19 protein-coding genes are annotated in these 22217 nt (G+C 69.4%); 9 read left to right on the top strand and 10 right to left on the bottom strand.

The features are described 5' to 3' along the window. Positions 1-93: 93 nt before the first annotated feature. Complete coding sequence (gene mutM, locus CEK68_RS11215; RefSeq protein ID WP_152239412.1) at positions 94-906, top strand: bifunctional DNA-formamidopyrimidine glycosylase/DNA-(apurinic or apyrimidinic site) lyase; 813 nt, start codon at positions 94-96, stop codon at positions 904-906. A gap of 403 nt (positions 907-1309) precedes the next feature. Beyond that, the gene (locus CEK68_RS11210) at positions 1310-2914 is read left to right on the top strand and encodes a glucan biosynthesis protein D (protein WP_152239411.1); all 1605 of its coding nucleotides are present in this window, start codon (positions 1310-1312) and stop codon (positions 2912-2914) included. 204 nt (positions 2915-3118) lie between these two features. Here CEK68_RS11210 and CEK68_RS21240 read toward each other — a convergent pair whose 3' ends face one another. From CEK68_RS21240 to CEK68_RS11200, 3 genes are all read right to left on the bottom strand, one after another. Then, positions 3119-3601 carry a hypothetical protein gene (locus CEK68_RS21240; protein ID WP_226977852.1) on the bottom strand — a complete coding sequence of 161 codons (483 nt, stop codon included), beginning with the start codon at positions 3599-3601 and terminating at the stop codon, positions 3119-3121. A 51-nt stretch (positions 3602-3652) separates the two neighbouring features. Further along, positions 3653-3886 (bottom strand): hypothetical protein, encoded by a 234-nt coding sequence (locus tag CEK68_RS21235; protein WP_226977851.1) that lies wholly within the window; start codon positions 3884-3886, stop codon positions 3653-3655. Positions 3887-4050: 164 nt separating this feature from the next. Beyond that, positions 4051-4671, bottom strand: coding sequence for a thymidine kinase (locus CEK68_RS11200; RefSeq protein WP_017907968.1), 621 nt, complete (start codon positions 4669-4671; stop codon positions 4051-4053). A gap of 132 nt (positions 4672-4803) precedes the next feature. Between CEK68_RS11200 and rep the strand changes: the two genes are divergently transcribed. Continuing rightward, a complete protein-coding gene (gene rep, locus CEK68_RS11195) occupies positions 4804-6780 on the top strand; it encodes a DNA helicase Rep (protein WP_152239410.1) in 1977 nt (658 codons plus the stop codon). A 638-nt stretch (positions 6781-7418) separates the two neighbouring features. On the opposite strand, the gene glyS is transcribed toward rep, so the two are convergent. Genes glyS through glyQ form a run of 3 tightly spaced genes read right to left on the bottom strand, consistent with a single transcriptional unit; the run spans position 7419 to position 10808 of the window. Continuing rightward, positions 7419-9632, bottom strand: coding sequence for a glycine--tRNA ligase subunit beta (glyS, locus tag CEK68_RS11190; protein ID WP_152239409.1), 2214 nt, complete (start codon positions 9630-9632; stop codon positions 7419-7421). Then, positions 9629-9889, bottom strand: a complete 261-nt coding sequence (locus CEK68_RS11185; RefSeq protein WP_017912106.1) for a hypothetical protein — start codon at positions 9887-9889, stop codon at positions 9629-9631. The genes glyS and CEK68_RS11185 overlap by 4 nt, the downstream gene beginning before the upstream one ends. 10 nt (positions 9890-9899) lie before the next feature. Continuing rightward, positions 9900-10808, bottom strand: coding sequence for a glycine--tRNA ligase subunit alpha (gene glyQ / locus CEK68_RS11180; protein WP_150409983.1), 909 nt, complete (start codon positions 10806-10808; stop codon positions 9900-9902). 75 nt (positions 10809-10883) lie between these two features. Between glyQ and CEK68_RS11175 the strand changes: the two genes are divergently transcribed. The 3 genes from CEK68_RS11175 to CEK68_RS11165 all read left to right on the top strand — a co-directional run bounded on the left by CEK68_RS11175 (position 10884) and on the right by CEK68_RS11165 (position 14526). Beyond that, complete coding sequence (locus tag CEK68_RS11175; protein WP_152239408.1) at positions 10884-12704, top strand: GspE/PulE family protein; 1821 nt, start codon at positions 10884-10886, stop codon at positions 12702-12704. Positions 12705-12807: 103 nt separating this feature from the next. After that, complete coding sequence (locus CEK68_RS11170; RefSeq protein WP_152239407.1) at positions 12808-13578, top strand: glutamine amidotransferase; 771 nt, start codon at positions 12808-12810, stop codon at positions 13576-13578. A 48-nt stretch (positions 13579-13626) separates the two neighbouring features. Beyond that, positions 13627-14526: a BPSS1780 family membrane protein gene (locus tag CEK68_RS11165; RefSeq protein ID WP_152239406.1), complete on the top strand. Its 900-nt coding sequence runs from the start codon at positions 13627-13629 to the stop codon at positions 14524-14526. 147 nt (positions 14527-14673) lie between these two features. Here CEK68_RS11165 and tatC read toward each other — a convergent pair whose 3' ends face one another. The 4 genes from tatC to CEK68_RS11145 all read right to left on the bottom strand — a co-directional run bounded on the left by tatC (position 14674) and on the right by CEK68_RS11145 (position 17221). Beyond that, entirely contained in the window at positions 14674-15414 is a 741-nt protein-coding gene (gene tatC / locus CEK68_RS11160) for a twin-arginine translocase subunit TatC (RefSeq protein ID WP_017907961.1), read from the bottom strand. Further along, the gene (gene tatB, locus CEK68_RS11155) at positions 15411-15950 is read right to left on the bottom strand and encodes a Sec-independent protein translocase protein TatB (protein ID WP_152239405.1); all 540 of its coding nucleotides are present in this window, start codon (positions 15948-15950) and stop codon (positions 15411-15413) included. The genes tatC and tatB overlap by 4 nt, the downstream gene beginning before the upstream one ends. Positions 15951-15965: 15 nt before the next feature. Then, complete coding sequence (gene tatA, locus CEK68_RS11150) at positions 15966-16196, bottom strand: Sec-independent protein translocase subunit TatA (protein ID WP_010340619.1); 231 nt, start codon at positions 16194-16196, stop codon at positions 15966-15968. A gap of 125 nt (positions 16197-16321) precedes the next feature. Next, entirely contained in the window at positions 16322-17221 is a 900-nt protein-coding gene (locus tag CEK68_RS11145; protein ID WP_148828608.1) for a YSC84-related protein, read from the bottom strand. 167 nt (positions 17222-17388) lie between these two features. On the opposite strand from CEK68_RS11145, the gene hemH reads away from it, so the two are divergent. From hemH to CEK68_RS11130, 3 genes are all read left to right on the top strand, one after another. Further along, entirely contained in the window at positions 17389-18348 is a 960-nt protein-coding gene (hemH, locus tag CEK68_RS11140; RefSeq protein WP_017917087.1) for a ferrochelatase, read from the top strand. Further along, positions 18345-19187, top strand: coding sequence for an alpha/beta hydrolase (locus CEK68_RS11135; RefSeq protein ID WP_152239404.1), 843 nt, complete (start codon positions 18345-18347; stop codon positions 19185-19187). The genes hemH and CEK68_RS11135 overlap by 4 nt, the downstream gene beginning before the upstream one ends. 227 nt (positions 19188-19414) lie before the next feature. Continuing rightward, entirely contained in the window at positions 19415-21610 is a 2196-nt protein-coding gene (locus CEK68_RS11130) for a methyl-accepting chemotaxis protein (RefSeq protein ID WP_152239403.1), read from the top strand. The last annotated feature ends 607 nt before the right edge of the window (positions 21611-22217 follow it).

The following is a 22217-nucleotide window of genomic DNA, read 5'->3' as shown; positions in this document are numbered from 1 at the left end:
AGATCAGCGCGTCCCTGCTTACAGACGAGAGCGACATCACCCTGGTGTTACAGTTTCCGAATCCCGCTATCGACTCTCCGCGACCGTACCATCATGCCCGAACTCCCCGAAGTCGAAACCACCCGGCGCGGCCTGGAGCCGCATCTGTCGGGGCGGCGCATCCATGGGGTGATCCTGCGGCGGCCGGATTTGCGCTGGCCGATTCCGCCTGACGTGGCGGAGCGGCTGCCGGGGCAGCGCATCGACGGCATTCGCCGGCGCGCGAAGTACTTGTTGCTGGATACCGCGGTCGGCAGTGCGCTGCTGCATCTGGGCATGTCCGGTAGCTTGCGCGTGCTGCCGGGCGACACGCCGCCGCGGGCGCACGACCACGTCGACATCAGCCTGGAAGACGGGCGCGTGCTGCGCTTCAACGACCCGCGCCGGTTCGGCTGCCTGCTGTGGCAGGCGCCGGGCGAGACCCATCCGCTGCTCGCCGAGTTGGGGCCGGAGCCGCTGTCGGATGCGTTCGACGGCGATCATCTGTTCCGGCTCAGCCGCGGCCGCACTGCGCCGGTCAAGACCTTCCTGATGGATCAGCGCATCGTGGTCGGGGTGGGCAACATCTACGCGGCCGAGAGCCTGTTCCAGGCGGGCATCAGTCCGCTGCGCGAGGCCGGCGACGTCTCGCGTGCCCGTTACGCACGCCTGGCCGAGGCAGCCAAGGCGATCCTGGGCTATGCGATCCAGCGCGGCGGCACGACCTTGCGCGATTTCATCAGCCCGGATGGGGCGCCGGGCTACTTCGAGCAGGAGCTGTCGGTCTACGGCCGCGAGGGCGAGGCCTGCAAGCGTTGCGGACGCACGCTGCGCCACGCCAGCATCGGCCAGCGCGCCAGCGTCTGGTGCGGCCATTGCCAGCGCTGAGCAACGAACGCGATCGCGCTGCATGCACCGACGAAGGCGGTCCGGCGTCCGCAGGGACACCGGCAGCACCGCGCTTCTTGCAGCGTCTCGGCACGATGGGCCGTCGCGACCGCGAGCGCGATTCAGCCGCGACGGGCCTTGCCGGTAACGGGCCTGCTCAAGCGCACATGTCACTGGGCTTCTCGGTGGGCCTTGTCGCGCCGTTAGCGGCTCCAGAAGAGGCCTTGCCCACTCGGGCATAGCGACGCCGATGTGGTCGGGTCGGCAACTGTCTCGGCCGGGGCCCGCCCGCCCACCTCCAGCACGTCTGCGTTCGGGGCTCGCACCCACGGGCACCATCCATCACCGCCACCTTCGGCGCCGCTTGTCTATGATGGGCGTCCTTTTCCGTTTCGATCCGGCCATGCAACGACGCGATTTCCTCAAGAACGCCGCCGCCGCCTTTGCCGCCATGGGCTTGCCGGCGATGCCGATGCTCGGCCAGGCGGCCCCTGCGGTGGGCTTGCGCCGCCTGGGCAAGCCGCAGCCGTTCGACTACGCCTGGCTCAAGGGCCACGCGCGGGCCATGGCCAGCGCGCCGTACCAGAGCCACAAGCGGGCGCTGCCGGCGCCGGTGGAGGGCTTGACCTGGGACCAGTACCAGTCGATCCGCTACCGCCAGGATCACGCGTTGTGGGCGGCCGAGCAGGGCCCGAAGTTCCAGGCCAAGTTCTTCCACCTGGGCCTGTACTTCAAGACGCCGGTGCACATGTTCGACCTGGTCGACGGGCAGGCGCAGGAACTGGCCTACGACAGCGCGGCGTTCGATTACGGCAGCAGCGGGCTGAAGGGCAAGCCGCTGCCGAAGGAACTGGGCTTTGCCGGTTTCCGCCTCAACACCAAGCAGGACACCGAGCGCGACTTCGCCGCCTTCCTCGGCGCCAGCTACTTCCGTGCGGTCGGCAAGGAGGGCCAGTACGGCCAGTCGGCGCGCGGGTTGGCGATCGATACCGGCACCGGCGGCCCGGAGGAATTCCCGGACTTCATCGCCTACTGGCTGGAGCAGCCCAAGGCCGGCTCGGACACGGTGGTGGTGTACGCGCTGCTGGATTCGCCCAGCGTGGCCGGTGCCTACCGCTTCGCGATCACCAATGGCGACGTGCTGCTGATGGACATCGACAGCGCGCTGTATCCGCGCAAGACCATCGAGCGCCTGGGCCTGGGGCCGTGCACCAGCATGTACCAGATGGGCGAGAACGACCGCCGCATGGATTGGGACTGGCGCCCGGAGATCCACGACACCGACGGCCTGGCGATGTGGACCGGCGGCGGCGAGTGGATCTGGCGGCCGCTGTGCAATCCGCCGCACCTGCGCTTCAACATGTTTGTCGACGAGAACCCGCGCGGTTTCGGCCTGCTGCAGCGCGACCGCAACTTCGATCATTACCAGGACGACGGCGTGTTCTACGAGAAGCGCCCGTGCCTGTGGGTGGAGCCGAAGCAGGGCTGGGGCAAGGGCTCGGTGCAACTGGTGGAGATCCCCACCGTCGACGAGACCTTCGACAACATCGTCGCGTTCTGGAATCCGCAGGACAAGCCGCAGCCCGGACAGGAGCTGCTGTTCGGCTACCGCCTGTACTGGGGCGCACAGGCGCCGGCGTCCTCGCCGCTGGCGCACTGCGTGGCCACCCGCACCGGCCTGGGCGGCGTGGTCGGGCAGAAGCGGCATTACTTCTCGTGGCGCTTCGCGGTGGATTTCGTCGGCGGCGAACTGGCCAAGCTGGGCAAGGAGAAGGACGCCAAGGTCGAGGCGGTGCTGCAGCTCAACCGCGGCCGCACCGAGATCGTCTCGGCGCGGCCGTTGCACGAGATCTCCGGCTACCGCGCGATGTTCGACGTGGTGCCGCCGGACGACGGCACCGAGCAGATCGATATCCGCCTGTACCTGCGCAGCGGCGAGCGCCCGCTCACCGAGACCTGGCTGTACCAGTGGACGCCGCCGCCGGCGGCCGAGCGCAAGCTGTACTGAGCCGCGAAGCGCTCGGCGCCGGCCGGCATCGGGCGCTCGTTGGATGGAGCGGTTGCGCTGGTGTTTCAGTCCCGACGCAGCCGGGTGTGCGAGCTTGGTGCGCATCGCGCGTCGCGGCTGAAGTCGCTCCCACAGGAGCGCACAGGCCCGGCACTGGGCTGTTGTGGGAGCGACTTCAGTCCCGACGCGGAAATGGCGCCGCGTTCAGTGCTTGTCGGGCTCCTGCGGCGGCGGCGTCGGCGTACCTTCAGTGCTGATGTCCTCGACATCGCCGATGTCGACCCGGCCCGGGGTGCGCCCGTCCCACACCTGATCCTGCAGCTTCCAGTACGCGCTCGGTTCCCAGAACTGCTTGGCGTAGAACACTTCCGGATCGATGCTGCCGCCGCGCGGGCCGTTGATCGACAGCGGGCCGGCCGCGCCGGAGTGGCCGAGCAGGCCGCCGGTGCTGCGCATCGCTTCGCGCCGCAGCACCGCTTCCTGGCGCGGCTTGGCGACCTGATCGCCGTAGTCGGCGAGCATCGACTTGTCGAGCTTGGCCGCGCGCTTGCGCTCGTCCGGAGTCAGCTGGTTCCAGTACTCCATCTTGCGCGCGCCGAACTGGTCGTAGCCGCGCTCGGCGGCCAGCGCCATCCACAGGAAGCCCATCGTATGGTCGGCGGCGCCGCCCTGGCCTTCCCAGTACATCTCGCCCAACCGCGCCTGCGACGGCTTGTCGGCGTAGCGCGCGGCCAGCTGTTACTGCTTCCTGGCCTCGGCGTACTCGCCCTTCTTCTTGTCGGCGCGGATGCCGGCGCGGCGATAGAACAGGTCCAGGTGCGCCTCGAGGAAGCCGTCGGTGAGCACCTGCGCCGGGATGTCCTGGAAGGTGTGGTCGCCCGGGGCCGCAGCGGCGGGGCCGGGCAGGGCGAGCAGCAGGGTACAGGCCAGGACGGTGCCGCTGCCGGCGAAAAATCCTTTCAACGAAAGCATGTTCCTCATCCCATGAGTGCGATCGGCGCGATTCTAGGCATGCCGCTGGGTGCGCTCCATAGACTGATGGCATAGGAACAGACGCGTGTACGGCACACGTCAGCCACGGTTCATCGCATCGTGGCGCGACGCACCAGCGCGGTGCGTCGCGCGTTGCATCCGGGTTACAGCGGCAGCGCAATCTGCAGCGGATCGATGCGGCCTTCGCCGCGCATGATCTTCTTGAACTCGGGGCGGCTGACCGACACGTAGCGCTCGTTGCCGCCGATCTCCACCTGCGGGCCGTCCTGCACCGCGTGGCCGTTCTCGTCGACGCGCACGGTCATTGTCGCCTTGCTGCCGGTGTGGCAGATGGTCTTGATCTCCTGCAGTTCGTCGGCCCAGGCCAGCAGGTACTGACTGCCTTCGAACAGCTCGCCGCGGAAATCGGTGCGCAGGCCGTAGCACAGCACCGGGATGCGCAGCCGGTCGACCACTTCGCTGAGTTGCCAGACCTGCGCGCGGCTGAGGAACTGCGCTTCGTCCACCAGCACGCAATGCAGTGGCCCGTGGCTGGCGATGTCGGCCTCGAGGGTGGCCAGCAGATCGGTGTCGGCGACGAAGGGCATGCCGTCGGCGCGCAGGCCGATGCGCGAGGCGACCACGCCGCTGCCGGCGCGATGGTCCAGCCGCGGCGTCAGGATCGCCGTGCGCATGCCGCGCTCGCGGTAGTTGTGCGCCGACTGCAGCAGCGTGGTGGTCTTGCCGGCGTTCATCGCCGAATAGTAGAAATACAGTTTCGCCATGCCGCCGATTCTAGCGCGGCGGCCGCGCGCCCCGGCCGCCGGGCGGTTCGCGAACCGGTTCAGCGCCGGCGCGGCGGTGGGGCGTCGGCGCCGGCCGGCGCCCGTTACAATGCGCGGCCAAGGGAAGTCTTCATGCACGGTCTCAATCCTCCCCAACGCGCCGCGGTCCTGCATTGCGAGGGTCCGTTGCTGGTGCTGGCCGGCGCCGGCAGCGGCAAGACCCGCGTGATCGTGGAAAAGATCGCGCACCTGATCGCCAGCGGCCGTTACCCGGCCAAGCGCATCGCCGCGATCACCTTCACCAACAAGTCGGCCAAGGAAATGCGCGAGCGCGTGGCCAAGCGCATCCGCAGCGAGGCCGCCGACGGCCTGACCATCTGCACCTTCCACGCCCTGGGGCTGAAGTTCCTGCAGATCGAACACGCGGCGGTGGGCCTGAAGCGCGGCTTCTCGATCTTCGACGCCGACGATGCCGCCGCGCAGATCAAGGATCTGATGCCCGGCGCCAAGCCCGATGCCATCGAGGACGCCAAGAACCTGATCTCGCGCGCCAAGAACGCCGGGCTGTCGCCGGAGCAGGCGATGGCGGCGGCGCGCAGCAACCGCGAGCAGGAGGCGGCCAGCCTGTACGAGCGCTATCAGGCGCGGCTGAGCACCTTCAACGCGGTGGACTTCGACGACCTGATCCGCCTGCCGGTGCAGGTGCTGGAGGAGAACGAAGACATCGTGATGGCCTGGCGCGAGCGCATCGGCTATCTGCTGGTGGACGAGAGCCAGGACACCAACGATGCGCAGTACCGGTTGCTGAAGATGCTGGCCGGCCCGCGCGGCAACTTCACCTGCGTGGGCGACGACGACCAGAGCATCTACGCCTGGCGCGGCGCCAATCCTGAGAACCTGTTGCAGATGGGCCGCGACTATCCGGCCCTGCAGATCATCAAGCTGGAGCAGAACTACCGCTGCTCCAACCGCGTGCTGCGCGCGGCCAATGCGTTGATCGCGCACAATCCGCACGAGCACCTGAAGACGTTGTGGAGCGACCAGGCCGACGGCGAGCGCATCCGCGTGTGGGAGTGTCGCGACAGCGAGCACGAGGCGGAGAAGGTCGCCGCCGAGATCGCCTACCTGGGCACCGCCAAGCAGGTGCCGTGGAGCGACTTCTGCATCCTGTTCCGCGGCAACTTCCAGTCGCGGCCGCTGGAAAAGGCGCTGCAGATGGCCAGCGTGCCGTACCACATCACCGGCGGCACCGCGTTCCTGGAGCGGCAGGAGGTCAAGGACGTGCTGTCCTGGCTGCGCCTGCTGGTCAATCCCGACGACGACGCGGCGTTCCTGCGTGCGGTGCAGGCGCCCAAGCGCGAGGTCGGCGCGACCTCGCTGGCCAAGCTGGCCGAACTGGCTTCGGCCAAGCACCTGCCGATGTCGCGCGCGGCCGAGTCGGTGGGCGCGCTGCAGCAGTTGCCGCCGCGCGCGGCCAACGGCCTGAGCGACTTCGTCGACATCCTGCACGAACTGCGCACGGCCTCGACCACGCTGTCCTCGGCCGACGTGGTGCGCCAGCTCGCCGAGCAGTCGGGGCTGATCCGCGAGTTGCGCAGCCAGTGCAAGGACGAAGCGAGTTTCCAGCGTCGCCGCGGCAACCTGGAGGAACTGGCCAAGTGGTTCGAGGGCGGACCGCGCGGCGCCACCGTCGGCGACCTGGCCGCGCAGCTGGCGCTGCTGTCGCGCAACGACAAGGACGACGGCGGCAACCAGGTGCGGATGATGACCATGCACGCGTCCAAGGGCCTGGAGTTCCGCTACGTGTTCATCGTCGGCTGCGAGGACGGCGTGCTGCCGCACGAGGTCAGCCTGGAAGAGGGCAACCTGCAGGAAGAGCGGCGCCTGCTGTACGTCGGCATCACCCGCGCCAAGGAGCAGCTGTGGATGAGCTACAGCAAGCTCACCCGCAAGTTCGGCGAGCATATCCGGCTCAAGCCCAGCCGCTTCTTCGACGAGATCCCGGCCGAGGAAATGCAGCGCGACGGCGCCGACCCGGTGGCCGACGCAGCGCGCAAGAAGGAACGCGCGAATGCAGGGTTGGCGGCGATCCAGGCGTTGTTTGATTGAAGGCCGGGATTGGGGAGTCGGGATTGGGGATTCGTAATGGCGGGGTACGTTGTGAGCGCTGTGGCTGGGAGGGGGCGTGCGGATGTGCGCAGGGGCTAGTCGGCTATTCCTTCTCCCGCCGGGACCACGGCCCCCTTTTGGGGGAAGGTGCCCCGTAGGGGCGGATGAGGGTCCGGGCGAAGCCTCGTGCACTCACACTCCGCGAGTCGCTTCGCGCCGTACCCTCACCCCAACCCCTCTCCCGGAGGGAGAGGGGCTAGTCAGCTGTTCCTTCTCCCTTCGGGACCACGGCCCCCTTTTTGGGGGAAGGTGCTCCGCAGGGGCGGATGAGGGTCAGGCGCAGCCTCGTGCACTGACACTCCGCAGGTCGCTTCGCGCCGCACCCTCACCCCAACCCCTCTCCCGACGGGAGAGGGGCTTAGCGCGGACGCTTGCACACGCTTGTTGTGAAGGACGCAAGCGAACGCGCCTTCAGGGCGTGCGGGCAGCAGGGAGCTTGCACTGTGGGAGGGACTTCAGTCCCGACGCATTGCGGTGTGCCGAAGCCATTGGCGCCGCGCATTGCCGCAGGAGTTCCACCCGCAAAACTAGAACGGGCCGCGCAAGGCGGCCCGTCTCTGGTTCGACGCTTCTGCTGCTTACGCCGACAGGTGCTCGATCGCCGCGACGCTGCCGAGGCGGTCGCCCAGGCGCTTGAGCAGGGCCAGGCGGTTGCGACGCAGCGCCGGGTCGTCGGCGTTGACCATCACCCCGTCGAAGAACGCGTCCACCTGCGGGCGTAGCCGTGCCAGGAAGTTCAGCACGGTGACGTAGTCGTGCTGGCGCAGCGCGCCGTCGGTCTCGGCGATCGCCGCTTCCACCGCCTCGGCCAGCGCGCGCTCGGCCGGCTCGCGCAGCAGGCCCGCGTCGACCTGCGCCGGAATCTCGCCCTCGGCCTTGCGCAGGATGTTGCGGATGCGCTTGTTGGCCGCGGCCAGCGCCTCGGCCTCCGGCAACGCGGCGAAGGTGCCGATCGCGTCGATGCGGCGGTCGAAGTCGTACAGCGATCGAGGCTGTAGCTCGGCTACAGCATTAAAATGAGACGTAGGAACACCCTTATCGCTGTAATACCCCTTTAGACGATCAAGGATGAAAAGGTATAGGTCAGAGATTGTCTGATGCATTTCCTCGTTTTTATCGTTGGGTTCAATACCCGCGACTGTCCGAACGATCTCGTCTTGTAATGCGATCGAAAATCCTTGTTGATGCAGCTCTTGTACGGACGAAACGAACTTATTCGCGGCAGGCTTGATGTTTTCTAAGCCAATTGTTGAGTAAGCAGCTCCTACCGCACGAATCAGTAGCATCACTAGACTGAAATCAAACCCACTCTCAATCACCGTCCGCGCCAACCCCAGCGCATTGCGCCGCAGCGCGAACGGATCCTTGTTGCCGGTGGGCTTCAGCCCGGCCGCGAACCCGCCGGCCAGCGTGTCCAGGCGTTCGGCGATCGCCAGCACCTTGCCCAGCGGCGACAGGGCGATGTCGTCGCCGGCGAAGCGCGGCTGGTAGGCCTCGTCGATGGCCAGGGCGATCTCGCTCGGCTCGCCGGCGGCGACGGCGTAGTGGCGCCCCGCGATGCCCTGCAGTTCCGGGAATTCGTTGACCATGCGCGACTGCAGGTCGTTCTTGCTCAGTTCGGCGGCGCGGCGCGCCTGCGCCGGGTCCACGCCGACCTGCGCGGCGATCGCCTCGGCCAGCGCGGCCACGCGCTGTACCTTGTCGGCGATGCTGCCCAGTTTGGCCTGGTAGGTGACGCTGGCCAGGCCGGCGCCCATCGCCTCCAGGCCCTGCTTGAGGTCTTCGTCGAAGAAGAACTTGGCATCGGCGAAGCGCGGGCGGATCACCCGCTCGTAGCCCTTGGCCACTTCCGCGACGTCGCGCGAGACGATGTTGGCGATGCCGATGAAGTGCTCGGTGAGCTTGCCGCCGTCGTCCAGCACCGGGAAGAACTTCTGGTTGCTCTCCATGGTCTCGATCAGCGCTTCCTGCGGCACCGCCAGGAACGCCGGCTCGAACCTGCACAGCACCGCCGACGGCCATTCGACCAGGTTCACCACCTGCTCCAGGTTGTCGGCGGCGATGCGCGCGCTGCCGCCGGCTTCGCGCGCGGCCTGTTCAACCTCGGCAACGATGCGCGCGCGGCGCACGTCCGGGTCCACCAGCACCTGCGCGGCCTGCAGTGCGGCCACGTAGTCGCCCGGCTGCGCCAGCGGCACAGGCGCGTCGTGCAGGAAGCGGTGGCCGCGGCTGTCGCGGCCGGCCTCCACGCCGAACAGCGGCATCGGCACCACCTCGCTGCCGAACAGCAGCACCAGCCACTGCACCGGCCGGGCGAAACCGTAGTCGTGATCGCCCCAGCGCATCGGCTTGGGGATCGGCATCGCCGCGATCGCCTCGCGCAGGATCTCCGGCAGCAGCGTGGCGGTGCGCGCGCCCGGGTTCACCGCGCGGTGCACGAAGCGCTCGCCCTTGGCGTCGCTGGTGCGCTCCAGCGCGGTCCAGTCGATCCCGGCCTTGGCGGCGAACCCCTGCAGCGCCTTGGTCGGCTGGCCGTCCGCGTCCAGCGCGATGTTGAGGTAGGGGCCGAGCACTTCCGCGCGCTGCTCCGGTTGCTCGACCGCCACGCCCGGCAGCAGCACCGCCAGCCGGCGCGGCGTGGACAGCGGCTTGGCGTCGCCGCGCTCGACCGCGATGCCGCGCTTCTCCAGCCCGGCGATCACGCCGTCGAACAGCGCCTGGGCCAGGCCCGGCAATGCCTTGACCGGCAGTTCCTCGGTGCCCAGTTCGATCAGCAGGGGGTGCATGCTCATATCACGTCCTTCCGGGTCGCCAGCAGGTCGCCGCGCCCAATCGATTTGTCTTTAGGCTTGCCGCGGCTATCGCGGTCGTCGCCGTTGATCGCCAGCAGCCACAATCCGGCCACCGGCAGCAGGAAGCAGCCGAACAGGAACCAGCCGAAGGCGCTGCGTCCGCGCTGCTGCGCCCACCACGCGCAGAAGTAGCCGAACGCCACCGGCGCCGACCACAGCAGGCCGAGCAGCACGAACAGTTCCCGATCAGGTCGCATCGGCCGCGCCTCAGCGCTTCACGCCTGGGAAGCCCAGCTTCTCGCGCTGCGCGTAGTAGGCCTTGGCCACCGCCTGCGCCAGCGCGCGCACGCGCAGGATGTAGCGCTGGCGCTCGGTCACCGAGATCGCGCGACGCGCATCGAGCAGGTTGAAGGCGTGGCTGGCCTTGGTCACCTGCTCGTACGCCGGCAGTGGCAGGCCGACCTCGACCAGCGCCTGCGCTTCCTGCTCGCACGCGTCGAAACGGTGGAACAGTTCGGCCACATTGGCGTGCTCGAAGTTGTACGCGCTCTGCTCCACCTCGTTCTGGTGGTAGACGTCGCCGTAGGTGACCGGGCTGCCATCGGGGCCGTAGGTCCACACCAGGTCGTAGACGTTGTCGCAGTTCTGCAGGTACATGCACAGCCGCTCGAGACCGTAGGTGATCTCGCCCAGCACCGGCTTGCACTCCAGGCCGCCGGCCTGCTGGAAGTAGGTGAACTGGGTGACTTCCATGCCATTGAGCCACACCTCCCAGCCCAGGCCCCAGGCGCCGAGCGTCGGCGATTCCCAGTTGTCCTCGACGAAGCGCAGGTCGTGCACCAGCGGATCGATGCCCAGTGCCTTGAGCGAATCCAGGTACAGCTGCTGGATGTTGTCCGGGTTCGGCTTCATCGCCACCTGGTACTGGTAGTAGCGCTGCAGGCGGTTCGGGTTCTCGCCGTAGCGGCCGTCGGTGGGGCGCCGGCTCGGTTGCACGTAGGCCGCGTTCCACGGCTCCGGCCCGAGCGCGCGCAGGAAGGTGGCCGGATGGAAGGTGCCGGCGCCCACTTCCAGGTCCAACGGTTGGATCAGCACGCAGCCGTGCTGCGCCCAGAACTGGTTGAGGGTCTGGATCAGACCCTGGAACGTGATCGGAACGGACCGGGAAACGGACATCTCGCAGGGGCCGGTTGAGGGGTGCGCTAGTATAGCGACCGACTCGCGGGGACTTCCGCGTACCGGACCTGGACCATGGATTCGCGCCCTGCCGCGCCGCCCGCGTCGTCGCCCGCCGAGCCCACCGTGGCGTTGCCGCCGGGCCGGCTGAGCTTCGAACGCGTGGCTGCGGCGCTGCTCGCCGACGGCCTGGTCGCACCGGCCGAACGCGGCCGCGTGCAGTTCTCGGCACAGACCGCACGCACCGTCAGCGACGTGCATCCGCTGGTGCTGCTGTCCAACCTGAAACTGGCCGCCACCCGCCCGCCCGGCAGCGAACTGAGCCTGGAACGGCTGACCGAGTGGCTGGCGCAGCGCTGCGGCCTGCGTTACCTGCGCATCGATCCGACCCGGGTCGACGTGGCCGCGGTCACCGGCGTGGTCTCGCACGCCTATGCGCGCCGCCACCGGATCCTGCCGCTTGCCCTGCAGCCCGAGCGTCTGCTGGTGGCGACCAGCGAACCGCTGGCGCTGGACTGGCTCGGCGACGTGCAGCACCTGGCGCGGCGCCGCATCGAGGTGGTGGTGGTCAACCCGCTGGACCTGCATCGCTACACGATGGAGTTCTTCGGCGTGACCCGCTCGGTGCGCGGCGCCAAGGACGGGCGCACCGAACAGAGCAGCGGCCTGCCCAGCTTCGAGCAACTGGTGGAACTGGGCCGCGGCGGCGACGTCAACGCCGACGACCACCACATCGTGCACATCGTCGACTGGCTGCTGCAGTACGCCTACGAGCAGCGCGCCAGCGACATCCACCTGGAGCCGCGGCGCGAGGCCGGACGCATGCGCTTCCGCATCGACGGCGTGCTGCACAAGGTGCTGGAAGTGCCGCCGGCGGTGATGACCGCCATCGTCAGCCGCATCAAGGTGCTCGGGCGCATGGACCTGGCCGAGCGGCGGCGTCCGCAGGACGGGCGCATCAAGACCCGCTCGCCGGGCGGGCGCGAGACCGAGATGCGCCTGTCGACCATGCCCACCGCCTTCGGCGAGAAGTGCGTCATGCGCATCTTCGACCCGGATGCCGCGTTCAAGAGCGTGGACCAGCTCGGTTTCAGCCCGCAGGAAGCGGCCGGCTGGAACGCGCTGGTGGAGCGCCCGCACGGCATCGTGCTGGTCACCGGCCCCACCGGCTCGGGCAAGACCACCACGCTGTACTCCACGCTCAAGCGCCTGGCCACGCCGGACGTGAACGTGTGCAGCGTGGAGGACCCGATCGAAATGATCGCCACCGAGTTCAACCAGATGCAGGTGCAGGCCAACATCGACCTGGACTTCGCCAGCGGCGTGCGCACCCTGCTGCGGCAGGACCCGGACATCATCATGATCGGCGAAATCCGCGACCTGGAAACCGCGCAGATGGCGGTGCAGGCCTCGCTGACCGGCCACCTGGTGCTGTCGACCCTGCACACCAACGATGCGCCTTCGGCGATCACCCGCCTGCTCGATCTGGGCGTGCCGCATTACCTGGTCGCCTCCACCCTCAACGGCGTGCTGGCGCAGCGCCTGGTGCGCACCCTGTGCGGCCACTGCAAGCGCCCGCACACCCTGGAAGCGCACGAATGGGACGCGCTGCGCGAACCGGGCGAGGCCTTGCCCGAGGCGCTGCAACCCTACGCCCCGGTCGGCTGCCTGGAATGCCGTCGCACCGGCTACCTGGGCCGCATGGGCCTGTACGAACTTTTGCCGGTGACCCCGCGCCTGCGCACCCTGATCCGCGCCGACATGGACCTGGCCGGCTTCAGCCGCGCCGCCCAGGACGAGGGTGTGCGCACGCTGCGCCGCGCCGGCCTGGAAAAGGTGGCCGCCGGCCTGACCACCATCGAAGAAGTGCTGTCGGTGCTGCCGCCGCGGGAGTGAAGCGCGGGGCGCTTCCCCGCCTCATGATCGCCAGTTATATGGCTATGCCGCCACCGCCGCGCGGCCTTGAACAATCCACGGCGACGGCGTCTAGAATCCCACCATGCCGTTCGCTTCTCCCGTCCGTCGCCGTGCTGCGCCCTTTCTGATCCTCGAAACCGGTGAACCGGTGGCGACGATGCGGCGCTACGGACGCTTCCCGCACTGGATCCGCGTCGCCGCCGGCCTGGCCGAGCGCGAGACGGTGGTGACGAACGTCGTCGCCGGCGAGGCGTTGCCGGTGCGGGGCGACTTCGCCGGAGTGATCGTCACCGGCTCGGCGGCGTTCGTCACCGATCGGGCCGAGTGGAGCGAACGCTCGGCGGCCTGGTTGCGCGAAGCCGCCGAGGACGGCACGCCGCTGCTGGGCATCTGCTACGGCCACCAGTTGCTGGCGCACGCGCTGGGCGGGGAGGTCGCCTACAACCCGGCCGGGCGCGAATCGGGCACGGTGGACATCGAACTGCACCCGCCCGCCGCCGAGGATCCGCTGTTCGCCGGCCTGCCGCCTCGCTTCCCCGCGCATGCCACGCATCTGCAGACGGTGCTGCGCGCGCCGTCCGGCGCCACGGTGCTGGCGCACTCGGCGCAGGACCAGTGCCACGCGTTCCGCTGGGGCGAGGCGACCTGGGGCCTGCAGTTCCATCCGGAGTTCGCCACCCACCACATGCGCGGCTACGTGCAGGCGCGCGCGGACTGTCTACGCAGCGCCGGACGCTGCGCCCGTACCATCGCCCGCGAGGTCAGCGCCGCACCGCTGGCACGCAAACTGTTGCGGCGCTTCGTTCAGCACGCACGCGGGCAGCACAGCAGCGGCCAGGCAAAACCGCGATAATCTGTGCAGTCGCCGCCGCTGTACGGCGTCCCCCACTTCGGATTGGCAATGATCGAGATTCGCAAGCTGCCGGCCTCGGCCGGCGCGGAATGGCTGTTGGCCGGCATGTCCCTGCTGCGGCGGGCGCCGTGGGCGTTGGGCCGGCTCGGACTGATCTGGGGCCTGGCGGCGCTGATCGCCCTGTTCCTGGGCGTGCTCAACCCGACCCTGGGCATGCTGGCGCAACTGCTGATGGGGCTGGCCGGGCCATTGCTGTTCGGCGGGCTGGTGTGGGCCGTGCGCGAGGTCGACCAGGGCCGCAGCGCCGAGCCGGCGCACCTGCTGCAGGGCCTGCACGGCGGTCGCACGCCGAACCTGCTGGTGGCGTTGCTGCCGCAGGTGGTGGTCGGGCTGGCGCTGGCGCTGCTGGCGGTGGTGGTGATCGGTCCGGACGGGTGGATGCAGCTGACCACGGTGATGAACAAGCTCAACGAGCTGGGCCAGTCCGGCGCGCAGCCGGATCCGCTGCAGGTGGAGCAACTGGTCGCGACCCTGCCGGCGCTGCGCATCCTGCTGTGGCTGATGCTGGTGGCGGTCGGGTTCGTGGCGGTGGCGCTGACCCTGTTCCTGTTCGCGCCGCAGGTGATGTTCGACGGCCGCAACGGTATCGCCGCCATCGGGCACGGCCTGCGCGCCTGCCTGCACAACCTGCCGGCGATGCTGGTGTTCTTCGTCCTCGCCTTCCTGGCCATGTTCGCGTTCTATTTCGCGCTGACCGTGGTGATGCTGGTGCTGCAGCTCCTCGTCGGCACCGCCGCGGCCGCGCTGGTCGCGCAGTTGCTGCTGATGGCGCTGCTGATGCCGGTCCTGGCCGGGATCGTGTACGCGGCCTGGAAGCAGATGTTCGTGCACGCCGGCGATGCGGCGCCGGCGGTGCCGCCGCCGCCCTCCAACGTCTTTGTGGCGTAGCGCCGGGATTGGGGAATCGGGAGTCGGGAATCGTAAGAGCCACAGCAACAGCAAAACGGCCCCTCGGGGCCGTTTTGCTGTGTGCGGCAGATTGTCGTCAAGCCGCGTGGTAATGGTGGGTATGCAGCGAACCGCTGTTCCGATTCCCTATTCCCGTGCCTCGATTCCCGGCTTCTTGGTCACCGCCGCTGCCGCAATGATGCCCAGCTCGTACAGCAGGCACATCGGGATCGCCAGCATCAGTTGCGAGACCACGTCCGGCGGGGTCAGCACGGCGGCCAGCACGAAGATGCCGACCACCGCGTAGCCGCGGCCCTCGCGCAGTTGCTGCGGGGTCACCCAGCCGAGCAGGGCCAGGATCACCAGCGCCACCGGCAGTTCGAAGCTGGCGCCGAAGGCGAAGAAGATCGCCAGCACGAAGTCCAGGTAGGCGCCGGCATCGGGGGTGAGCTGGATCACGTCCGGCTTGAACGTGGTGAGGAAGTGGAACACCGCCGGCAGGACCAGGAAGTAGGCGAAGCCGCAGCCGAGGTAGAACAGCAGCACTGCCGAGGCCAGCAGCGGCAGCGCCAGGCGCTTCTCGCGCTGGTACAGGCCGGGGGCGACGAAGGCCCAGGCCTGGTACAGCAGCCAGGGGGCGGACACGAACAGGGCCAGGAAGAACGCCAGCTTCAGCGGCGCGATGACCGCGCCGGCCGGGTGCGTGGCAATGACGCTCTGGCCCACCGGCAACTGCGCCAGCATCGGCTCGGCCAGCCAGGAGTACAGGCGCTTGGAGAAGGGCAGCAGCGCTACCACCACCACGCCCAGGCCGATCAGCGCGCGCATCAGCCGCGCGCGCAGTTCGATCAGGTGTTCGATCAGGCTGCTCTCGGCTTCCACGTTCATCGCGGCGCCTCCGGATCAATGGAGGGCGGCTGGCCGGTATGCGCCGTGGCGGTGGACGCCGGATGCGGTGCGGCGGCACCGCGCGCGGCGGCCGGCACCACGGAAGCGGCGGGCACCGTCGCGGCAGAGTGCGTGGGCAGGGGCGTGGCCGTCTCGGGAGTGTGCGCAGTCGGGGCGTCGATTGCGGCGGCTGTCGCTGGCGGCACGGTCGACGGCGCGCTGTCGGCAGGCGGCACCGGTGGGTTCGGATCGATGTCGCGGCGCAGCGCCTCGGTCTGCCGCTGCAGTTCCTCGCTGCCATCGCGAAACTGGGTCTCGGCCTGGCGCAGCGAGCGCTGCACGTCGTGCAGGCTGCGCTTGAGTTCCTCGGCTTCCAGTTCGCGTTCCAGTTCCTGCTTCACCGAGTCCCACTGCGCGCGGGCGCGGCGCACCCACAATCCGGCGAAGCGCGCCGCCTTGGGCAGGCGCTCGGGACCGAGCACCACCAGGGCCACCACCGCGATCACCAGCAGTTCGCTGAATCCGATATCGAACACGCCGGCGGGGTCCCGTCAGTGCGCGTCGCGGTCGCGTTCGGCCTGGGTCTGGCGGGACGGCTCGCTGCTGCTGCGCGTCTCGTCGCCGAGCTGGCCGGCGGGCTTGTCGTCGTCGCGCATGCCTTTCTTGAATTCCTTGACCGCGTTGCCCAGATCCTTGGCGCCGCTCGTCAGCCGCTTGGTGCCGAACACCAGCAGCACGATCACCAGCACCACCAGCCAGTGCCAGATGCTAAGACTGCCCATGATCCGCTCGCAGAAAAGTCGTAAGGAACCCGCAGGATAACGCACCGCGCCGCGCCGCGTTACCTTTCCCGGCCGTGCAGGGAGGGCTGCACGGCGCGATGGACAGGTGGCGTTGGGAACGGCGCTCAGCGATCGCCGTCGAGCTTCTCGGTGCGGATCTCGCCGTCGGACACCGGCTGGAAGCCCTGCTGCGCCGGTTGCGCCTGGCCCTGCAGGGGCACGGTGCTGGCAGCAGCGTCGGGCGCGGCGGTCGGTTCCGGCGTGGCCTGCGGCGCCGGCATGGCCGCCGGTGCCGGGGCGGCGCCCGGGCTGCCGTTGCTGTCGGTGCCACGGCTCTGCCGCGCGGCGTAGGTGGCTTCCTCGAGCTTGTCGCGGAAGGCGACGATGTCGTTGGACGGCCGGTTGGTGGTGCGGCCTTCGAAGATCATCCGCGGGGTGGTGTTGCTGCCGTAGGCGTTGAGGTCGGCGGCATCGTCGATCTGCAGCGCGGCGCCATCCAGGGCGACGCCGGCGAACAGGCCGCGCGCGCGCGACCACGACCAGATCTCGGCCTTGAGCTGGCCGTCGGTGGCGGCAGCGGCGTTGCGCCCGACCGGGCCGGCGGCGACGCCGGCATCGGCGCCGAGGGTGAACTTGCCGTTGACGATGTTGTCCAGGCTGCGGTCGTTGCGGAACACCAGCACCACGTCGGAGGACTGCACACCGACCTGGAAGCCGATGCTGCCGCCGGTGAGCTTGACGAACACCGGGTTGGACCAGGTGCCGTCGGGGCGCTTGACCGACATCAGGCCGTGGCCGCGACGCCCGCCGATCACCAGGCCGGCCTTGAGCGTATCCGGGATCACCACGATGGCGCGACCCTCGTCGAGCAGCTTGTCGGGGATGGCCTGCTCGGGAATCTTCTGGATGTCGGTCAGCACGCGCAGCGCGTTGCGGGCGCGCTCGTCCTCTTCCGGTCCGGCCACGGCGTGGCCGACGAACAACAGGGTGCTCAACAACAGGGCGAGGCGCGGCAGGAGGGGCATGGCGGGCTCCGAAATAGGTCCGCAGCAAGATACTGCAAGTCCTTGAACTTAGTCACAGGGCAATGAATCGGCAATGAGTGGTGCCGGCACCGCATGCAGGCGCCGTCGATCGCCGCGATCGAACAGATCGACACGCCGCAACGCGCGCGCTCTGCCACAATGCGCGCATGTCCGACGCACCCGAGACCGCCATCCTGGTGGTGAATCTAGGCACGCCCGAGGCGCCCACCGCGCCTGCGGTCGCCCGTTATCTGGCCGAGTTCCTTGGCGACAAGCGCGTGGTCGCGATCCCGCGGCTGTTCTGGTGGCCGCTGCTGCACTGGGTGATCCTGCCGCGGCGTTCGCCCAAGTCGGCGGAGAAGTACGCCCAGGTGTGGCTGGCGGACGGCTCGCCGCTGGCGGTGTATACCCGCCGCCTGGCCGAGGGCATGCAGCGCGAACTGCCCGGGCATCGCGTGGCCTGGGCGATGCGCTACGGCGCGCCGGCGCTGGCGCCGGCCCTGGACGCGCTGCGCGATGCCGGCGTGCGCCGGATCGTGGTGCTGCCGCTGTACCCGCAGTATTCGACCACCACCACCGCCTCGATCGAGGATGTGGTGCAGGCCTGGCAGGCGCGCCATCCGCAGCTGCCGGTGCACCTGATCGAGGACTACCCGACCGACCCGGCCTGGGTCGCGGCGGTGGCCGACAGCGTGCGTGCGCACTGGGCGCAGCATGGCCGCGGCGAGCGCCTGTTCTTCTCCTTCCATGGCCTGCCGCAGCGCGTGGCCAACAACGGCGATCCCTACCCGCAGCGCTGCGAAGCCAGTGCGCAGGCGATCGCCGCTGCGCTGGGCCTGGAGGCCGGGCAGTGGGAGCTCGGCTACCAGTCGCGCTTCGGCGCCGAGCGCTGGCTGCGCCCGTATGCCGAGCCGCGGCTGTGGGAGCTTGCCGGGCAGGGGGTCAAGCAGGTGGACGTACTCTGTCCCGGCTTCGCCACCGACTGCCTGGAAACCCTGGAAGAAGTGGCGATGGGCTTCGTCGAGACCTGCGCCGAACGCGGCATGCAGGTGCGCTACATCCCCTGTCTCAACGACGCCCCGGCGCACGCGCGCGCGCTGGCGCAGCTGGCGGCCCGCGCGGCATGAGTTTGCGTGCTTTTGCCTGCCCGTCGCGGGTGGGCGCGCTGGCCGGACTGCGCAGCGGCGACCCGCAGGGCCCCAAGGCGCTGGCCTTGCACGGCTGGCTCGACAACGCCGCCAGCTTCGTGCCGCTGAGCCGGCACCTGCCGCAGCTGGACCTGGTGATGCTGGACCTGCCCGGCCATGGCCACAGCAGCGACCTGCCCGATGGTGCCGAATACCTGCTGGCCAGCGCCCTGCACCCGGTGCTGGACGCGGCCGATGCGCTGGGCTGGGAGCGCTTCGTGCTGATCGGCCATTCGATGGGCGCGGCCATCGCCAGCCTGCTGGCCGCCGCGGCGCCGCAACGCATCGAGAAGTTCGTGGCGATCGAGATGCTGGGCGGCCTGGCCGAGAGCGAGGCGGGCGCGGTGGAACGGCTGCGCAACAGCGTCGCCAGTACCCGCCGTGCCACCGCCACGCCGTTGCGCGTGTTTCCCGATCTGGCCGCGCCGGTGCGGGCGCGCATGCTGGCCAACCAGCTCAGCGAGCCGGCGGCGCGGCTGCTGGTGGAACGCGGCGTGCGGGCGGTGGACGGCGGCTACGTGTGGCGCAGCGACCGCCGGCTGACCCTGCCCACCGCGCTCCGCCCGACCGAGCCGCAGATGCAGGCGCTGCTGGCCGGCATCGAGTGCCCGACCGCGGTGGTGTTCGCCGATCCGGCGCAGGACATCCTGCCCGAGTCGCTGCGCCTGACGCGCGCGGCGTGCCTGCGTGACGGCCGCGTGCACACGCTGCCCGGCACCCACCACCTGCACATGGAACAACCGGCGGCGGTGGCCGCGTTGCTGCACGGCTTCCTCTGACGCAGACGCGGCGCTGACCGCGTCGCCATGCGTCTGCGCCGCCGCGACCATCGCATCCGGGCATCGCGCACGCACACTGCGACGCAGTGGGCGCCGGTGCTGCGCAGGCCGCCGCAATTGTTCCTTTCGCGGCGTCACAGTTCGACATGTTGTCGCCGTGCCGTCGCGGTTCGGAAAACTTCGGCGCACAGCGTAGCGCGCACCTTTCGCTCTGACGCCGCGCCTCCATGATCCGCCTCCTTCGCCGCTACCGGGTCGGCCCACGCCTGACCTTCGCCTTCGCTGCCCTGCTGTTGATCTGCGGCGCCCTGATCGTGGCCAGCCTCGCGTCGATGGCGCTGGCGCGGCAGCAGCTCGACGACATCGCCCTGGACAAGATGGAGAAGATCCGCCTGTCCAACGCCATGGTCGCGGCGCAGGCGCGGCTGGAGATCGGCCTGCTCAACGACGTCATCCTGACCAACCCCGACGAGAAGCAGGCGGTGGTGCGCGCGATCGGCCAGGCCCAGCACGACTACGCGCAGGCACGTCGCAAGCTGTTCGCGCTGCGCCTGGACCCGGCCGACCGCACCGGCGCGCAGCTGCGCGCGGCGATCGACAAGGCCTATGTGCAGGTGCAGCCGTTCCAGTCGCAGGTGCTGGCGATGGCTGCCGACAACCAGAACCTGGATGCGCAGACCTTGCACCTGTACACCTTGCAGCCGCTGCTGGCGCAGTGGCAGCAGGCGATCCAGCGCAACGCCGCGCACCTGCGCACGCTCAGCGACGGCTCCTATGCGCAGGCGGTGACCACCATGGCCCGCGCGCGCTGGCTGCTGCTGCTCGGCGGCGGCCTGCTGCTGGCGGTCAGTGCGTGGCTGGGCTGGTGCATCACCCAGAGCCTGGTGCGGCCGCTGCGCGAAGGCACCCGCGTGGCCGCGGCGATCGCCGCCGGCCAACTCGACGCGGTGTTGCCGGCACAGGGCAACGACGAGGCCGCCGAGCTGCTGCGCAGCATGCAGACCATGCAGACCCAACTGCGCGCGGTGCTGGCCGAGCAGCGGCGGATGGCGCAACGGCATGCCGACGGCGCCATCGCCTGCCGCGGCGATGCGGCCGCCTTCCCGGGCGACTACGGCCAATTGCTGCGCGACGCCAATGCGCTGGTCGACCTGCATGTGGGCACCGCGCAGTCGATGGTGGCGCTGATGCGGCGTTACGCCATCGGTGATCTCAGCGAGGACATGCCGCGCCTGCCCGGCGAGCAGGCCGCGATCTCCGAGGCGATGGATGCGATCAAGGCCAACCTCGGCACGCTCAGCCGCGACATCTGGCATCTGGCCGAGGCCGCCGCGGCCGGCGACTTCAGCGCGCGTGCCGATCTCGGCGCGCACCAGCACGATTTCCGCATCATGCTCGAGAGCCTCAACCAACTGATGGCGACGGTGGACGGCAACCTGGGCGAGTTGTCCGGGCTGTTGCGCGCCATCGCCAGCGGCGACCTCGGCGTGCGCATGCATGGAGACTTCCATGGCGTGTTCGCCGACATGCGCGACGACGCCAACGCCAGTGCCGACCAGCTCGCAGCGATCGTGGCCGGCATCCAGCACGCGGCCGCAGCGATCGATGCCGAAGCCGGCGCCATCGCCGGCGGCCACCAGGACCTGTCGCAGCGCAGCGCCGAACAGGCCGGCACGCTGGAGCGCACCGCCCGTGCGGCGGCGCGCCTGACCGACACCGTGCGCCAGAACGCCACCCATGCGCACCATGCCAACCAGCTGGCCGACGCCGCGGCGACCGTGGCCGGCCAGGGTGGCGCTTCGATCGACGCGGCGGTCGGTGCGATGCAGGGCGTGGAAGCGGCCTCGCGCAAGATCGGCGAGATCATCGCGGTGATCGACGGCATCGCCTTCCAGACCAATATCCTGGCGCTCAATGCCGCGGTGGAGGCCGCGCGTGCCGGCGAGCAGGGCCGCGGCTTCGCGGTGGTCGCCAGCGAGGTGCGCGCGCTGGCGCAGCGCTCGGCCGATGCGGCCAAGGAGATCAAGCGCCTGATCGAGGCCTCGGTGGACCAGGTTGCGGTGGCCTCGGCACAGGTGCACGACGCCGGCCGCACCATGGGGCGCGTGCTGGCCTCGGTGGACGAGGTCAATGCACTCATGGCGGGCATTGCGGCGGCCTCGCAGGAGCAGGCCGCCGGCATCGACGAAGTCGGACAGGCGATGGCGCAGATGGACCGCAGCACCCAGCAGAACCTGGCGTTGGTGGAGCAGGCCACGGCCGCGTCGCGCGCGTTGGAGCAGCAGGCCGGCAGCCTGAGCGAGGCGGTGGCGGTGTTCCGGCTGGCCGGTACGGCACCGCTGGCGCTGCGTACGGAGGACGAGCCGCCAGAACTGGCAATCCAGCCTGCGCCGGTTGGCTTCGATTACGCGCGCAGTGCTTGATGCGAAGGCGTCAGCGGCAGGATCGGGCACTGCGTACGCAGCGCGGGCAGTGACCGGTGGTGTTCCATCGCCACGCCAAATCCGCGGGCGTCGGGGCCCTGCGGACAGCGCTGTCGGGGTGCGCCCCACACACTGAACGTGAAGCTTGTGTGTAAAAGAATTTTCGCTTAAGTTGCGCCCGCGCCTGCCGTCAACAGGCGTAGACGCGATACGTCCTGTGTTCGCGGCTCGATCCCGGCGTCCTGACATGCCGGCGTAGCGCCGCTCGGACCGTACCGCCTCGCTGGCGCCGGAGGTCGCGCCTGATCTGCGGTAGGCGGGAGGAGAGGGGGCCTACCGGGCGCTGCATGGAGTTCTGCTTCCGCAGCGCTGGGCCAACCCACCGCAATGCGCCCGCAGCGGCACGCCCCGAACCCATCTTCCCTTCATGCCTCTGCAGCCTCGCCTGCGCGATGACGTGCGGCGCCGCAGCATTCTCTCTCGCTCGTTCCCGTCCGACGCCATGGTGGCTGTTGCCATGCCTGCAGCGGCTTCCTTGACCTTCGAAGAACGTGCCTTCGCCGGATCCGATCGGGCGCAGCGTGTCCCGTAGGAGTCAACTGTCATG

It is taken from the genome of Xanthomonas sp. LMG 12461, assembly GCF_009192935.1.
In the GTDB taxonomy this organism is placed as follows: domain Bacteria; phylum Pseudomonadota; class Gammaproteobacteria; order Xanthomonadales; family Xanthomonadaceae; genus Xanthomonas_A; species Xanthomonas_A sontii.
Note: the sequence above shows the minus strand (reverse complement) of the source record. Positions and strands in the feature narration are given on the sequence as shown.